The sequence below is a fragment of the Flavobacterium sp. FlaQc-47 genome (genome assembly GCF_044006475.1).
GTDB lineage: Bacteria > Bacteroidota > Bacteroidia > Flavobacteriales > Flavobacteriaceae > Flavobacterium.
Map to the genome: position 1 here is coordinate 121,420 of NZ_JBIPCQ010000005.1, position 16,690 is coordinate 138,109.

17 protein-coding genes are annotated in these 16,690 nt (G+C 29.6%); all 17 read left to right on the forward strand.

Annotated elements, in window-relative coordinates; translation table 11 throughout:
• Positions 1–5: 5 nt before the first annotated feature.
• The 17 genes from ACHRVX_RS16985 (at position 6) to ACHRVX_RS17065 (ending at position 16,688) form a co-directional block, all read left to right on the forward strand.
• Positions 6–875: an aldo/keto reductase gene (locus ACHRVX_RS16985; RefSeq protein WP_395334284.1), complete on the forward strand. Its 870-nt coding sequence runs from the start codon at positions 6–8 to the stop codon at positions 873–875.
• On the forward strand, positions 866–1,627 hold the full coding sequence (locus ACHRVX_RS16990) for a cytidylyltransferase domain-containing protein (RefSeq protein WP_395334287.1): 762 nt from the start codon (positions 866–868) through the stop codon (positions 1,625–1,627). The genes ACHRVX_RS16985 and ACHRVX_RS16990 overlap by 10 nt, the downstream gene beginning before the upstream one ends.
• 1 nt (position 1,628) lies before the next feature.
• Positions 1,629–2,936: an aminotransferase class III-fold pyridoxal phosphate-dependent enzyme gene (locus ACHRVX_RS16995; RefSeq protein ID WP_395334289.1), complete on the forward strand. Its 1,308-nt coding sequence runs from the start codon at positions 1,629–1,631 to the stop codon at positions 2,934–2,936.
• 5 nt (positions 2,937–2,941) lie between these two features.
• On the forward strand, positions 2,942–3,502 hold the full coding sequence (locus tag ACHRVX_RS17000; RefSeq protein WP_395334291.1) for a GNAT family N-acetyltransferase: 561 nt from the start codon (positions 2,942–2,944) through the stop codon (positions 3,500–3,502).
• Positions 3,496–3,975, forward strand: coding sequence for a GNAT family N-acetyltransferase (locus ACHRVX_RS17005; protein ID WP_395334293.1), 480 nt, complete (start codon positions 3,496–3,498; stop codon positions 3,973–3,975). Before ACHRVX_RS17000 ends, ACHRVX_RS17005 begins: the two co-directional genes overlap by 7 nt.
• Positions 3,962–4,999 carry a pseudaminic acid synthase gene (gene pseI / locus ACHRVX_RS17010; RefSeq protein WP_395334296.1) on the forward strand — a complete coding sequence of 346 codons (1,038 nt, stop codon included), beginning with the start codon at positions 3,962–3,964 and terminating at the stop codon, positions 4,997–4,999. Before ACHRVX_RS17005 ends, pseI begins: the two co-directional genes overlap by 14 nt.
• Positions 4,996–6,270: a hypothetical protein gene (locus tag ACHRVX_RS17015; protein ID WP_395334298.1), complete on the forward strand. Its 1,275-nt coding sequence runs from the start codon at positions 4,996–4,998 to the stop codon at positions 6,268–6,270. The genes pseI and ACHRVX_RS17015 overlap by 4 nt, the downstream gene beginning before the upstream one ends.
• 156 nt (positions 6,271–6,426) lie before the next feature.
• On the forward strand, positions 6,427–7,884 hold the full coding sequence (locus ACHRVX_RS17020; protein WP_395334301.1) for a polysaccharide biosynthesis protein: 1,458 nt from the start codon (positions 6,427–6,429) through the stop codon (positions 7,882–7,884).
• A 59-nt stretch (positions 7,885–7,943) separates the two neighbouring features.
• On the forward strand, positions 7,944–9,200 hold the full coding sequence (locus ACHRVX_RS17025) for a glycosyltransferase family 4 protein (RefSeq protein ID WP_395334303.1): 1,257 nt from the start codon (positions 7,944–7,946) through the stop codon (positions 9,198–9,200).
• On the forward strand, positions 9,190–10,128 hold the full coding sequence (locus tag ACHRVX_RS17030) for an NAD-dependent epimerase/dehydratase family protein (RefSeq protein ID WP_395334306.1): 939 nt from the start codon (positions 9,190–9,192) through the stop codon (positions 10,126–10,128). Before ACHRVX_RS17025 ends, ACHRVX_RS17030 begins: the two co-directional genes overlap by 11 nt.
• Before the next feature lie 22 nt (positions 10,129–10,150).
• Positions 10,151–11,338 (forward strand): hypothetical protein, encoded by a 1,188-nt coding sequence (locus ACHRVX_RS17035; RefSeq protein ID WP_395334309.1) that lies wholly within the window; start codon positions 10,151–10,153, stop codon positions 11,336–11,338.
• 46 nt (positions 11,339–11,384) lie between these two features.
• Entirely contained in the window at positions 11,385–12,173 is a 789-nt protein-coding gene (rfbF, locus tag ACHRVX_RS17040) for a glucose-1-phosphate cytidylyltransferase (protein WP_395334311.1), read from the forward strand.
• Complete coding sequence (rfbG, locus tag ACHRVX_RS17045) at positions 12,167–13,282, forward strand: CDP-glucose 4,6-dehydratase (protein ID WP_395334314.1); 1,116 nt, start codon at positions 12,167–12,169, stop codon at positions 13,280–13,282. The genes rfbF and rfbG overlap by 7 nt, the downstream gene beginning before the upstream one ends.
• Entirely contained in the window at positions 13,270–13,713 is a 444-nt protein-coding gene (locus tag ACHRVX_RS17050) for a dTDP-4-dehydrorhamnose 3,5-epimerase (RefSeq protein ID WP_395334317.1), read from the forward strand. Before rfbG ends, ACHRVX_RS17050 begins: the two co-directional genes overlap by 13 nt.
• Positions 13,707–14,681 carry an NAD-dependent epimerase/dehydratase family protein gene (locus ACHRVX_RS17055; RefSeq protein WP_395334319.1) on the forward strand — a complete coding sequence of 325 codons (975 nt, stop codon included), beginning with the start codon at positions 13,707–13,709 and terminating at the stop codon, positions 14,679–14,681. Before ACHRVX_RS17050 ends, ACHRVX_RS17055 begins: the two co-directional genes overlap by 7 nt.
• Before the next feature lie 23 nt (positions 14,682–14,704).
• Entirely contained in the window at positions 14,705–15,604 is a 900-nt protein-coding gene (locus ACHRVX_RS17060) for a glycosyltransferase family 2 protein (RefSeq protein ID WP_395334322.1), read from the forward strand.
• A gap of 28 nt (positions 15,605–15,632) precedes the next feature.
• Positions 15,633–16,688, forward strand: a complete 1,056-nt coding sequence (locus tag ACHRVX_RS17065; RefSeq protein WP_395334324.1) for a glycosyltransferase family 4 protein — start codon at positions 15,633–15,635, stop codon at positions 16,686–16,688.
• Positions 16,689–16,690: the final 2 nt, after the last annotated feature.

Genomic DNA, 16,690 nt, shown 5'->3' on the forward strand with positions numbered 1-16,690 from the left:
ATAAATTGAAAAATAAAGTAATATTAGGTACTGTTCAAATGGGATTGGATTATGGAATTAACAATAATTCTGGAAAGATATCTTTTGAAAATTGTTGCGAAATTCTCCAAAAAGCGCATGAATTAGGAGTGGATACTTTAGATACAGCAGAAGCATATGGTAATGCACATGAGGTAATTGGTGATTTCCACAAGCTAAATCCAAAAATAAAGTTTAATGTCATTACTAAAATTCCACATCACAGCATACTAAAAAATATAGAGCAAACTGTAGCTAAATATATTTATGATTTACATGTTGATTCGATCGAGACATTAATGTTTCATTCTTTTGAGTCGTATATAGATAATAAACAAATCTTGGTAATTTTAAAAGATTTGAAAAGTAAAGGTTTGATTAAACATATTGGTGTTTCTGTTTATACTAATAAACAAATTGAGGACTTATTGTTAGATGATATCATAACTGTTGTTCAAATGCCTTTTAATTTATTAGATAATGAGTCAGTGCGAGGAGATCTAATGGAGAAGTTGAAAAATAAGTCTAAGGTTATTCATACAAGATCGGCTTTTTTACAAGGTATGTTTTTTAAAGAGAATCTCGAAGATAACTACGTTGCTCAAAAATTATCTAATGAATTAACGATGATAAAAAAAATTGCTATTGAAGGGAACGTAAGTATTTCAAATTTAGCATTAAGTTATTGCTTATCTCAAAAAAACATTGATCAAGTGTTAATTGGAGTAGATTCGGTTAATCAGTTGGTTGATAATTTGAAATCAGTTAATTATAAAATTAGTAAGGAGACGATATTGGCAATAAATAGATTGAAGGTTAATGATTTTGATTTATTAAACCCATCATTATGGATATAAAAACGGTGTTAATTACTCAAGCTAGAACTGGTAGTAGTAGATTACCAGGCAAGGTATTAAAAGAGATTGGGGGAAAATCATTGCTTCAAATCCATCTGGAACGCTTAAAGAAATGTTCTAAAGTATCAGAAATAATTGTTGCAACAACTAGTAATAATGAAGATTCAATAATTTATGAGAGAGCAATTGCATGGGGTGTTAGTGCTTCAAAAGGTTCTGAGTCAGATGTATTGGATCGTTTTTATCAAGCAGTAAAAGATAAAAAAGCAGATTGGATTGTAAGAGTGACATCTGATTGTCCACTGATTGATTCTGAGTTAGTTGATAAAATTATAGTTTTTGCCCAAGAGAATGATAAAGATTATTGTTCAAACGGATTTGTTGAAGATTATCCTGACGGACAAGATGTTGAAGTTTTTAAATTTTCAGCATTAGAGCTTGCATGGAAAAATGCACGTTTATTGTCGGAAAGAGAGCATGTTACACCATATATAAGAAATTATTCAGATTTTAATGGCGGAAATTTGTTTGAAGCAGTTAATTATCCATGTCATTTCAATTTCTCTAAAATAAGAATGACCGTTGATGAAAGCAGAGATTTTGAATTAATGGAAATTTTAATAAATAAATTGGGTACAGAAAAGTCTTGGATAGAATATACAAACTATATTATCCAAAACAACTTAATGAAATTAAATGATCAAATTGTTAGAAATGAAGGATTGTTGAATTCTTTAAAAAACGATAAATAAAATGGGAACCGGACAAGAGTTATATAAAAAAGCTAAAAACCTAATTCCAGGTGGAACAATGTTACTGTCAAAACGACCAGAAATGTTTTTACCCGATCAATGGCCTTCTTATTTTTCAAAGGCTAAAGGTTGTAAAATATGGGATCTTGATGGAAAAGAATTATTAGATATGTCTATAATGGGCATCGGTACAAATACACTTGGATATGGTAATGATGAAGTTGATAGTGCCGTTATGGAAACTGTGAAAAATGGAAATATGACTACTCTAAATTGCCCAGAAGAGGTTTATTTAGCAGAAAAGTTAATTGAATTGAATCCTTGGGCAGATATGGTGCGTCTTGCCAGGAGTGGAGGTGAAGCTAATTCAATTGCAATTCGTATTGCTCGTGCAGCATCTGGAAAAGATAAAGTAGCAATATGCGGTTATCATGGATGGCATGATTGGTATTTGTCAGCAAATCATAATGGAAGCGATGATTTATCAGGGCATTTAATCCCAGGGTTAAGTCCAAAAGGAGTGCCTAAAAATTTGAAAGATACTGTCTTTCCTTTCAATTATAATAATTATGAGGAGTTATTATCAATCGTTGAAGAGAATGATATTGGGGTAATCAAAATGGAAGTAGTAAGAAATTTTGGTCCTGAAGATAATTTTTTACATAAAGTGAGAGCTTTAGCTACTGAAAAAAATATTGTACTTATTTTTGATGAATGTACCTCTGGTTTTAGAGAAACTTTTGGTGGCATTTATAAAAAATATGGAGTAGAGCCAGATATGGCAATGTATGGAAAAACTATTGGTAATGGATATGCTTTAACAGCGGTTGTGGGAAAAAAATCTGTTATGGAGGCTGCCCAAAGCACCTTTATAAGTAGTACTTTTTGGACTGAAAGAATAGGTCCTACAGCAGCAGTTGCTACTCTAAAAGTAATGGAACGTGTGAAATCGTGGGAAACGATTACAAAAATAGGAACTAAAATGCGTGATGGGTGGCAAAAACTTGCAGATGCTCATGGTTTAAGTATCACAATTTCAGGTATACCAGCTTTAAGTACTTATGGATTTAATAGTTCAGATGCAATGGCTTACAAAACATTAATTGCACAAGAAATGCTTGATAAAGGGTTTCTTGCCAGTACCAATTTTTATGCATCAACCGCGCATAATGACGAAAATTTAGAGTTATATTTTACTGCTTTGGACGAAGTTTATCATCAAATAGCTAATTGTGAAAATGGTAATTTGCAAATTGAAAACCTTTTAAAAGGACCAATTTGTCATGGTGGTTTTAAGAGACTGAATTAATAAAAATGAGAAGTTACAAATGTTTATCAAATTTAATATTTCAAGAAGAGTTACTTTCGTTAGTTCCAATTAGAGACGAGGATAAATATGATATATTAAAAATAAGAAATGAGCAAATTTATCATTTAAGGCAAAAAAGCTTATTAACTAAAGCTCAGCAGGATTATTATTTCAGTGAAATTGTTGCTAAATTATTTGAAGAAGAGAAACCTAATCAAATTTTATTTTCGTTATTAAAAGACAACGAATTCATAGGATATGGAGGATTAGTTCATATAAATTGGATTGATAAAAATGCTGAAATTTCGTTTATTATGAAAACTGAATTAGAGGAAGAAAATTTTTCTGCTATCTGGATCAATTATTTAAAACTAATCGAAAAAGTAGCGTTCTATGATTTAAAAATGCATAAAATTTTCACTTATGCTTTTGATTTAAGGCCTCATTTATATAGTGTACTTGAAAATTCTAATTTTGTTGAAGAAGCTAGATTGAAAGAACATTGTTTTTTTGATGATAAATATATTGATGTAGTAATTCATTCAAAAACAAATAGAATATGTTAAGTTTTAAAAAAGCAAGTTTGGCTGATATGAGACTGTATTTTGAATGGGCAAATGATTCAATTGTTAGAGAGCAATCATACAATTCTGGTACAATTGATCTAGAAAATCATGAAAGTTGGTTCAAGTCCAAATTAAGTGATACTTCATGTATGATGTTGATTTTTGAGAATGAAGAGAATTTAAAGGTTGGACAAATAAGAATTCAAAAAGAAAATGACTCTGATGCTTTAATTGGTATATCTATTGCCTTGGAGCATAGAGGGAAAAGCTATGGAAAAGAAATGCTCGAAATGGCAACGGATTTTTTTTTACAATTAAATCCTAACTTTACGATAAATGCGTTTATAAAAGAAACAAATTTAAGCTCTAAATATGTTTTCGAAAAAGCAGGGTTTAAATTTAATTTGATGATGAAGTATGAGAATTTTAATAGTTTTCATTACATAAAAATAAAACAGTATGAAAATAGATAATTTCAAAATAGATGAAGAAAGTAGGGTTTTCATTATTGCAGAGCTTTCAGCTAACCATAATGGTAGTATAGATACTGCTATTGAAACTATTCGTGCCGCAAAACGAGCAGGGGCAGATTGCATAAAATTTCAGACCTATACAGCTGATACTATAACAATTGATTCCAATAACGAAGATTTTTTAATTAAAGGAACAATTTGGGAGGGCAAAAATCTTTATAAATTATACCAAGAAGCTTATACCCCATGGGAATGGCATGAAGAGTTGTTTAGAGTAGCAAAAGAAGAAGGTTTAGCTTGCTTTTCTTCCCCATTCGACAAAACTGCTGTTGATTTTTTAGAGACTTTGAATGTGCCTGCTTATAAAATTGCTTCTTTTGAAATTACGGATATTCCTTTAATTGAATATGTAGCATCAAAAAGGAAACCAGTAATTATATCTACAGGAATAGCTGAATTAGAAGATATTGAATTAGCTTTAGATGCTTGCCATAGAATGGGCAATAAAGATGTCGCATTATTGAAATGCACGTCTAGTTATCCTGCTCCAATTGAAGAAGCTAATATGTGTATGGTAAAAGATTTATCTGAAAGATACAATGTAATTAGTGGTCTTTCGGATCATACAATGGGAGCAACTGTCCCGATCGTTGCAACCGTATTTGGAGCTAAAATTATTGAAAAGCATTTTATATTAGATCGTTCAATAGGTGGTCCAGATGCTTCTTTCTCGATGAATGAAGAAGAGTTTGCATCAATGGTAAAAGCAGTTCGTGAAGCTGAAAGTGCAATTGGTATAATAGATTACACATTGACTGAAAAACAAGCAAAAGGGAAAGATTTTTCAAGATCTCTTTATGTAGTTGAAGACATGAAGGAAGGGGATATTGTAACGGAAGAAAATGTTCGTTCTATTCGACCAGGTTTTGGCCTTCACCCGAAATATTATAACGAAATCTTAGGAAGACCGATTAATAGTAATGTTAAGAAAGGGGAAAGATTTCAGCTAAAATGGTTAAAATGAGTAAACAGAACAAAAACTATTATTATAATAGCATTTCTGCTGATATTGATATTGAAAAATATGATTTTTTGTTAACTAATATCAATGGAATTTTATTTGATTATAGTGATCATCATCTTTCTAATAAACCTGATTTAAAAAAATCACTAAAAATTTTAATTAGAACCAAGTTTTTCTGGTTACTATACTTACGAAATAAATTATCGAAATGGAATAAAGGAGAAAATATTATTCTAAGTAATGCATATGTAAATATTTATCAAGAAAAATATACAACTATGCTACCGCCTTGGATTTTTTCTCCGAGTAAGAATACTTTTTGTTCTCTAAAGTTAATTAAAATTATCAAAAAGATAAATGATAATTTTAAAAAGAAAAGCATTAAAATATTATTATCTTCTGAATTTGAATCTCTTATTAATGCTTTCAAAGTAGAACTTTCATTATTATTTGAAGAATATAAAGTGAATGCACTTATAGTGCCAAATGATTTAGCCTTTTTTGAAAACTTAGCCATAAAAATTGCTAAAGAAGCAAAAATTCCGACTTTCGTCTATCTTCATGGAATGCCTGGAAGATATAATAATGTGGATGATAACAGGGCAGATTATTTGATTGTTTGGGGTAAAGGCTTAAAGGAACTTTATGTAAAGAATGGTATTGATGAAAAGAAGATATTAACTTTGAAGCACCCTATTTATTCTTCTTTTAAGGAATCAAATCTTGAGTCTAATCTTACAGATATTTTGGTACTTACAAAAGCAACTTGCGGCACCCCAAGTACATCTACTGAGCTAATATTGACAACTGATAGATCGGTAGTTTTATATTATACAGAATTAGTTAAACAGAATTTAAAGAAACTAGGCGTAAAAAAGGCAACTTTACGACTTCATCCCTCAGAAGACCCTGATTTTTATGTCAAAAATTTACCCGATAATTTTTTTACTATCGATAATTGTTCAAAGGAAGAATCTTTGGCAAAAGCTTCATTAGTAATTGGCCCGACGTCAACAATGTTACTTGACGCTTTAAAATGTAATAAGAATTATATTTTATTTGATCCTGTTTTTGATGGAGTTACACTTGAAGGAATGCCACTAGTTCCACCCTTTACAGGTGAATCGTTTATCAAGTTATCTAATAATTATGATGATATAAGTTATAATATTAAGAATCCAAGTAGTAATATTAATTTTAAAAAATTAAACGATTTTTTAGAAATTGATATTAACGATGAGGAAAAATTCTTAAATATTTTAAATTCTTAAAACCATTTAATTCTGGTAGATTTTTAATTCCCCATAACTTTTTTTTAATATACTTATTTATATTTTTATAATACTACAGTGCAAAAATCTTATACTAAAAATTATCTTAAAATTTACCTTTGGCAAGTTATCTCTTTGGTTCTAAATTTTCTTTCAATGTTTGTTGTAGTTCCATATCTTACTTCAGATCCTATTACATATGGAATTTATTCAATATGTATTTCCTTTTCTATTTTTTTGGCTTATGCAGATTTTGGGTTTATTGGGGCTGGACAAAAATATGCAGCGGAGTATTTTGCAAGAGGTGAAATAAAAGAAGAAATTAAGGTTATAGGTTTTACAAATTTTATTTTACTTCTTTTTTTATTAGTATTTTCCCTTGGCTTTTTTACGTTGAGTTTTCAGCCTGAATTGTTAGTTAAAGGACTTACAAATTTTAAACAGGAAAGTATTGCATCTTCTTTATTGTTGATTTTAGCTTTTTTTACTCCAATCACTTTTTTGCAAAGATTATTACAAATGGTTTTTGGGATAAGAATGGAAGATTTTGTTATTCAAAGAACGAATATTGTAGCAAGTATTCTGAAGCTGGTTTCAGTATTATGGTTTTTTAGAATGGGACAATATGATATTGTAGGTTATTTTTTATTTACTCAAATTATTAATCTTTTTGCGGCTTTATTTACTCTTTTTATTGCTAAAAGAAGGTATAATTATGATTTTATGAGTTTGATTAAATCGATACGTTTTAATAGAGATGTTTATTATAAAACAAAAGGACTTGCCTTCACGAGTTTATATCTTACAGTTTCTTGGATTCTATATTATGAACTAGATACAGTTTCAGTAGGAAAACTCTTGGGAGCAAATCAAGTTGCAGTTTATGCAGTTGGTTTAACTATACTAACTTTTTTTCGAAGTATATTAGGTATTATATTTAGTCCATTTAACATCCGTTTCAATCATTTTATTGGAACTAATGAAGAAGGAAATCTTAAATTGTTTGTTTTACAAGTTGTTTCTATACTGGCTCCAATTATTGTTTTACCAATAATTACAATAGCTATGTTAGCTTATCCTTTTGTACTTTCTTGGGTTGGTCCTAATTATATAAAATCTGTAGAAATTATTCGCTTTCTTATTTTTTGTAATTTTTTTGCTTTCATAGCTTATCCTATTAGTACACTATTAATGGCTAAGGAACGTCAGAATGAAATGTATTTAATTGCTACTTTACTTCCATTGTTATTTTGGGGAGGGATTTTATTAACTTATAATAATTTGGGAGTCATTTCATTTGCAATTTTCAAACTCTTAGCGTTTACCCTTGCAGCGTTTGTATATTATAATTTGATGCTTAAATTTTTAGAAATAAGTTTTATACAATCAGTTAAAAAAATTTTTATGCCTATGTTCTTTCCTATTCTGTTTATACTTTTTTCTACATATTTAGTGAAGGATTATTTACCTACAGATAAAGAAAAACTAAATTTATTAATTGTTTCGGTTTGTGCAGGATGTTTGCTGATTATTGCTTTTGTAATACAGTATTTATTTTCTGAAAATTGGAGAAACCTTGTGGGAAGATTAATAAAAAGTTATAGAAAAGAATAGTGTTTTTATGAATGAATATATTTGTAGCTTCAATTTAAAATTTCACCTAAAATTAAGATATGGTAGAAAATAAGAGATTACTTGTTTTTAGTGATTGTTATATTTATGGTGGTAGCGAGAAATTAATGGCTTTTTTGTTGAAGAATCAAATTTTAAATAATAATTATGAACTTTTTTTTGCTTATAGGAAACATAAAGATTACGAAGCAGGGCTTTTAAATGAAGGTTTATTAGGTGGTGAAAACAACTATCCTTTGTTACTACTTGCTAATGAAACTCTTTTTTATAGAATAAATGGCTTGGCAATACCTAGCTTTATTAAAACAGGTATTAAAATTCCATTTTTCATAATTGAAAAGATAAAATTATATACAGTATGGAATTTTTTGATTTTCTTTTTTTTTCTTCTTAAGACTAAACCATATATTATACACGTTAATAATGGAGGTTATCCAGGAGCTAAAAGCTGTAATGTTTTAGTTGTTGCTAATAGTATAACAGCAAAGGCTAAAATAGTTTATCAAGTCAATAATCAGGCAAGGAAGAATAAGAATTATTTTGATTTTTGTTTTGATATGTTTATACAGAAAAAAGTTTCTTTTTTTATAAATGCATCTAATAAGGCAAAAGAACAGCTTATTCTACAACGAAAGTTTAAAGAAGAAAAAATACTTGTTGTTGATAATTGTGTACCACTTGTTGTAACAAAACGGAACAGAAAACAAATTTGTAGTGATTTGAGCATTGCAGAAAATAGTTTTATACTGACACAGGTTGGGTTTCTATCAGATAGGAAAGGACAACAATATCTTATTAAAGCAGTAAGGTTATTATTCGAGAGACATCCGTTTTTGGAAGATAAATTATTTTTGTTATTAGTCGGTAATGGTGAAAATGAAAATCTCTTAAAACAAATGTTAATTGACTTAAAATTATCTAAGAATGTTTTTTTGCTAGGGTATAGAAATGATAGTGAGGATTTTATCGCAGCATCAGATGTGTTTTTGCTACCATCAATTAGTGATGAAGATATGCCGCTTGTACTTCTTAGTGCACTTGGAGAGGGAAAACCCATTATTGCTACAGATTTTGCTGGTATTTCGCAAGTTATAACTTCTGGTATTAATGGAATACTTGTAAGTAATAATAAAGAAAGACTTATAAAAGAATTAGTAGAACAGATATATAATTTATACATAAATGAGGATTTAAGGTCTAAATTTTCATTTAATGCAAAGTTATCATATAAAAAATATACACCAGAGAATTACGGGTTAAGATTGAATGAAATATATAAAAGTATAAATGCAAGTTAAAGAAAATATTCTCCTCTTGGGAGGTACAGGTTTTATTGGTAAAAACATAATTGAGTATTTTATTAGCCATACTGATTCTTTAAATTATCAATTAATAGTATTATCGAGATATAATCAAATTTCAGAACATAAAGATGTTGTTTATGAATTAGGAGATTATGGTGATAAAGAAGTCTTAAAAAAACTTTTTAGTCGATGGGATTTTAAAAAAGTATTCCATTTAGCCTCATCCTCGATTCCAGTTTCTTCTAATCAAAATATTCACAATGATATAAATGGAAATTTAATTTCTACAATTGGTCTTCTTGAGGTGATGAAAGAGTATCGTTGTAATTTTATTTTGTATCTCTCTTCTGGCGGAGCAGTTTATGGAGAGAAAAGAGTTCCTGTTATTTCAGAAGATACAAGCTGTACACCAATAAGTTCCTATGGAATTATTAAACTAGCTATTGAGAACTACCTTAAATTATATCAAAGACATTATGGTATAAATTATCTTATTTTGAGAATCTCTAATCCTTTTGGACCTTATCATAATTCAGAAGAACAAGGTGTGATTAATGTTGCTGTCAGACGTGCGGTTAATGGTAAATCTTTAGAAGTTTGGGGTGATGGAAGTCAGTCTAAAGATTATATTTTTATCTATGATTTGGTTAAAATCGTTTTCCAGTTTATAAGAAATGAAATTGTTAATAAAGTTGTGAATGTTGGTTCAGGAGAAACGCATCAACTGAATAGCATATTAGATAGAATAAAAGTATATATACCAAATTTTGAAATAAAATATGTTGAATCAAAACCAACTGATATTAAAGATTTTTGTCTGGATATTTCGTTGTTGAAGTCTTTAATTGATTTTGAATTTACAGATTTTGACTTAGCGATTGAAAAAACAATTGAATGGGAGGAACAAAAGATCACGATCTAAATATTTAAAACAATGAGTTTGAATGAAATTTAATTATACGGCTTTGGTTCTTGCCTTTTTAATTGGTGTACTTATCTTTATTTCACCACCTTTTGTTATGTCTTTGGATATAAGTGCGTTTATAAGAATTCCAATGTTGTGTATGATTACATTGTTCTTTTTGCTTCATGTTGTTAAGAAAAAGAAGTTTGTTTATTTTTATTTACCATTTATTTCTTTTTTTGTAATAGAGGTTTTTTATTGGAAAATGACTGGAAATAGTCTTGAAGGGGCTTCTTATTTCTTAACTTATGTAATTTTAATTATAAGCGTACTGCTTAGTATACATAGGATTAAAAATTGTAAAATATTGATTGTAAATTTTTATTTCTGGTTAATATTAATTACTTCTGTACTTTGTATTATTTCTTTTCTAGCATTTAATTTAAATTTACTCCCTTATTCTTATAGACCTATTGGTGGAGATGAAGGATATAAGTATTTTTATTTTCCAATATTAGGTTATATTAATGCTAAAAATTTTGATTCGACTGTTATTGGAAGAGCATGTGGATACCTTTTTGAACCAAGTTACATGGGCTGGTTTCTAACGGCAAATTTTTTTTTAATATCTAAATTTTTAAAAAATAAAAAAAAGATATTCTTTGTTCAATTGATTGTATTCATGGGAGCATTGAGTACCATGTCAACAATGATGTGGTTAGTTTTTTTTATAGTTTTCGGAATCGCAACATTATATCTGATTTTAAGATGGGCCGGGATGCAGGAGAAGATGATTTGCATGATATTGTTTGTCATATTTTTTTTAGGTTTTATGCTGATACCCAAGGATAAGATTATAGAAAGTTTAGGGCCTTCTTCGTCAGATGATAGAGAAGAAAGAGTAGGTGTATCCTTTTTATTGATTGCAAGCGCATCGCCTTTAGACCTATTGCTTGGTAGATCACCAGGGTATTTAGAGAAAAAATTTGACAAAGGTGAATCAAACCAGATAATTAAATTATTAGTTGAAAACGGAATAATTAGTACGGTTTTAGTTTTGATTTTTGTAATATATTTTACTTATAAATCAAAATGGTTTATGATTGCAAATCTTTTGTTTTTAAATAGTGTTGTAATTCTATTTACACCTTTGTTTATGTTTAATATATTGATTTGTAAATGGTTGAATGAGATTGAGGAAGGCTCAAATGAGGTTAGTATGAAATAAAGTAGTAAAAATTGTAAAGTAAAAATAAAAAATAAATTAAGATACTATGAAAACAGTAATATTATGTGGAGGATATGGAACAAGAATCCGTGATGTCGCTGATGATATACCAAAACCTATGATTCCTATAGGAGGAAAGCCAATTATATGGCATATTATGAAAACTTATGCTAGTTATGGATATAATGATTTTGTATTATGTATGGGATATAAAAGTGAAGTAATAAAAGATTTTTTTATTAATTATGAACTTCGAAGTTCCGATGTTACTATTAAATTAGGGAAAAAGTCTGAACAAATAGTCTCTGAAGCCAGACATGATGAAGATGGTTGGGAAATTACCCTTGCAGAAACGGGTATTAAAACTATGACTGGAGCACGTGTTAAGCGTATAAAAAAATATATAGGAGATGATTCTTGCTTTATGTTAACTTATGGTGATGGTGTAGGGGATATTGATGTAGAAAAATTAGTTGCCTTTCATAAATCCCACGGTAAGATGGTAACATTGACGGGTGTACGTCCTCCTGGTCGTTTCGGTGAACTTGGCATAGCTGAGGATGGGTCAACAATTACAGGATTTAATGAAAAACCACAAGCTAGCGGAGGTCGTATCAATGGCGGTTTTTTTGTTTGTAATAATGCGTTTTTAGATATCCTTAGCGATGATGATGATTTAGTATTAGAGCAAGAACCAATGAAAAAATTAGTTTCAATGGGAGAATTAAAAGTATTCGAACATGACGGCTTTTGGCAGCCAATGGATACATCACGTGAATATAGTCTTTTGAATGAATTGTACAATGATAATAAAGCACCTTGGGTAAAATGGTAAATAAAAAGTTATTTGGAGATGTCTACAGAGGAAAAAAAGTATTAGTTACTGGAAACACGGGTTTTAAAGGAAGTTGGCTTTGCATCTGGCTCATTTCGTTAGGAGCCGATGTATATGGCGTGTCCAAAGACGTGCCTACTAAACCTTCAATGTTTGAAGAGTTAGATTTGGCTAATAAAATGACTCACTTTATGGCAGATATTCGAGATTTTGCACGAATGAATGAAATAGTAAATAAAATTGAGCCAGATTTTTTATTCCACCTCGCAGCACAACCCATCGTGTCTTTCTCATATATTGAACCTTTAGACACTATTTCTAGTAATGTAATGGGGACGGCGAATATCTTAGAAGTTTTGCGAAATTATAATAAGCCTTGTACAGCAGTTATTATCACTAGTGATAAATGTTATGATAATGTCGAATGGATTTATGGTTATAAAGAAACTGATGCCGTTGGAGGAAAAGATATTTATAGTGGAAGTAAAGGAGCAGCTGAAGTAATTTTCAAATCTTATTATCATTCTTTTTTCAAGAAACAAGGAATGCCGGTGCAGATTGTTACAGCCCGCGCTGGGAATGTAATAGGTGGGGGTGATTGGGCATTGGACAGAATTATTCCTGATTGTATGCGTTCTTGGAGTGAAGGAAAATATGTAGAAATCAGGAGTCCAAAAGCTACAAGACCATGGCAGCATGTTCTAGAGCCTTTAAGTGGTTATCTACAGTTAGGGGAGGAGCTATATAAGAATCATTCTTTAACAGGGGAAAGTTTTAATTTTGGGCCACAGGCAGAATATGATCATACGGTACAGGAAATTCTTGAAGATATGAGTGTGCGTTGGCATTTTGAAGACTCAAAACTCGCTTATCGAATTACTGGGGATATTAAATTTCATGAAGCAGGACTTTTAAAACTCAATTGTGATAAAGCATTATTTCATTTTCGATGGAAACCTACGCTTAATTATCAAACTTTACTAGAGTATACAAGTGATTGGTATTATGAGTTTTATAATAATAAACCAGATATGTTTGCTTATACAAAAACACAGATTGAGGGGTATGAAGATTTAGCGATCAACAAGAAACTGGCATGGACGAAATAAAAATTGCAGGGGTATTACTTACTCCATTAAAGCAGATACATCATCCAAAAGGTGATGTGTTTCATGCTATGAAAAAAAGTGATGATGGTTTTTTAGGTTTTGGAGAAGCTTATTTTTCGACTATTAATTATAACGATATTAAACCATGGAAAAAGCATTTAAAAATGACACTCAATTTTATAGTACCTGTTGGTAGTATAAGATTTGTAATTTATGATGATAGAAAAAATAGTACTACTTATAATTCTTTTTTTGAAGTGACATTAGGAGTGAATAATTATCAGAGAATTACAATTCCATGTGGTGTATGGGTAGCTTTTTCAGGAGTAGGAGAAGATTACAATTTACTTCTTAATCTAGCTAATCTTGAGCATGACCCTTCAGAAGTTGAACGCAAAGCGGAACTAAAAGATATCGAATATCGATGGTAAAGAAAAAAGTCCTTATAACGGGAGCTAGTGGTTATATCGGCTCTCGATTATGTCAATACCTTGCTGACCTTGATTATAATGTTACGGCTTTATGTCATTCAAATGTACCATCTGATATCGCATGGAAGGATAAGATGGAGGAAGTAATTATAGGTGATTTAAGGAATAATGAATTTGTAAATAAGTTGGCTTTTAAACAATTTCAAATAGTAATCCATCTTGTTTCATTAGACCATCATCAATCAAATAATGGTATTCCTTCAGATGTCAGCGCAGTAAACATAACACCTGTTTGGAGCTTACTTAATGTTTTCGCAAAAAACAACTTGGAAAAATTTATTTATTTTTCCACTACACAGGTTTATGATTTATTTTCTGGGGGAGACATAAGTGAAAGTAATGTAGTTTGTACACAAAGCCCATATGGTTTAACCCACCATATTGGAGAAATAATATGCGATTATTATAATCGTAATTCTACGGTTCAGTGTAGTGTAGTTCGTTTATCTAATAGTTATGGTGCTCCTATTTTTAGAGAAAATAATTGCTGGTGGCTTGTAATTAATGATCTTTGTCGTATGGCATTTTTTAAAAAAGAGATAGTTCTTCAGTCTGATGGTTCTCCGTTGAGGGATTTTATTCATGGTTGGGATGTTTGTCAGGCTGTTGAAGTCATAATAAAAACCAACGCAAAACATAATGTCTATAATCTAAGTTCAGGAAAGACAATTTCTATAATGGATATTGCTTTAGAAATTCAGAAGATTTATCTTAAGAAGTATGGTAGTGAACTACCGTTAATATCAAAACCTCTTTGTTCTGAAAATAATCATGTAGATTATGTTGTTGACAATGGATTGATTGTTAGTTTAGGGTTCAGTCTTAAATGGAGTCTTGAAAGAGGAATTAATGACTTGTTTGACTATCTGGAGAAAGAAAATGATACTGTTTTTTTAGATAAAACTTAAAGCAGTTTAATAAAAAGTATTTGATGAATAATTATAAATTTCTTTTTTCTATTATAATTCCAACTTATAATAGAGAGACAGATTTAGATCGTTGCCTGAAGTCATTGGTAGAACAGACCTATAAAGATTTTGAAGTTATTGTTTGTGATAATGGATCTTCAGATAATACTAAGGCTGTAGCTATGGATTATGTAAATAAACTTAACTTAAGCTACATTTTTATTGAGGAAAATTCAGGGGGACCAGCTGCTCCAAGAAATTTAGGAATAGAAAAAGCTTTAGGCCAGTGGGTATGTTTTTTAGATTCTGATGATTGGTATACTTCAGATAGACTTGAATATATAAGTAATCTTGATTTAAATATTGTTGATTTTTTATATCATAATTTGGAAATTGTAAAAAAAGGTAAAAGATATAAAACTATGACATGTAGAAAATTGTCTTCAACTAACACATACTATAGTCTTTTATGTAATATTAACTCTATTCCTACATCATCTACATGTATTAGAAATGAAATGCTAAAAAAAACGGATGGTTTTAATGAATCCAAAAACATAAGCGGTTTGGAAGACTTTGAGCTGTGGCTGAAATTAGCAAAAGTGAATGTGAAGTTTACATATGTACCGGTAGTTTTAGGTTATTATGCTGTTGGGGATGATAATTTTACATATCATGATGAAAGGCAGGTTAATAGATATAAAGCATTATACAATCCAATTATAGAACATGAAAATAATAGAAAAATTAGGCAACAGATAAAAGCTGTATTGAACTATCATATTGCATGTATTAATATAAAAAGCAAACAATATTTTAAAGCAAACAAATTACTTATTTCTTGCTTTATAAATGGGACTTATCAGTTAAGAAAAAAGATTCTTTTTAGATTTTTAATTGGTCTCGTTTCTTTTTTTAAATAAAAGGGGTTAATCTCAATAAATCCAGATTATGAAAATAGCCTTTATTTTGCCAAAACTAGTTAATCAAGCACCAGTGCTAGTAGTTAAGGATTTGATTGACCAAATTCAAGACAAGGTAAGTCTGATTGAAATTTATTATTTTGAAGGTAAAAATGAAATTGGATTTGAATGTGCATGTCATAAAATATCTTTTTTTGATAAAATAGATTTTGATAAGTATGATATTATTCATTCTCATATGTTAAGACCTGATTTATATATATGGCGTAATAAAAAATATATTAAGAATGCAAAATGTGTTTCTACTCTGCATAATGATATATATAAAGTATTAAAAGATACACATAATATGTTTGTTTCTTTTTTTGTTAATAAAATTTGGTTATTTGCTTTACGTTATCAGGATGCGGTAGTTATGTTATCTCAAAATATGAAGAAGCAATATTCAAGAACTTTAAAAATAAACAAACTTCATGTTATTTATAATGGCAGAAGTTTAAATGATGTAAGATTGAATGCTGAAATAGATGCTGAAGATATTGAAAGGATTAAAAAGCTTAAGAGTAATTATAAGATTATAGGTGTTTCTGCAAGGTTAATGAAGATCAAAGGGTTTTCGCAACTTGTACAAGTACTTCCAGATTTAAAAGATTATGCATTAGTTTTTGTTGGAGATGGTCAAGAAAAAGAAAAACTAATAGATTTGTCTCTGAAACTTGGAGTATATGAAAGATGCTTGTTTCTTGGCTACAGGAAGGATGGTTATCGATACCTGTTTTTTTTTGATTTTTATGCAATGACTTCTTATTCAGAAGGTTTTCCTTTAGGATTGCTTGAAGCTGCACAATTTAAACTACCAGTTGTATGTTCTAGTTTACCAATATTTAAGGAGATTTTTGATGAAACTGAAGTTTCTTATTTTGAACTGGATGATATGAAATCGCTAAAAGAGGCAATTCTATATTTAGAAAAAAATAAACACTCTTTTTTACAAAATTTTTCTAGAAAAGTCGCAGAAAAGTATACTGTTGAAATGATGAGTAAAAATTACTTAATGTTGTATAATAAAATGATTAACTTCTAAAC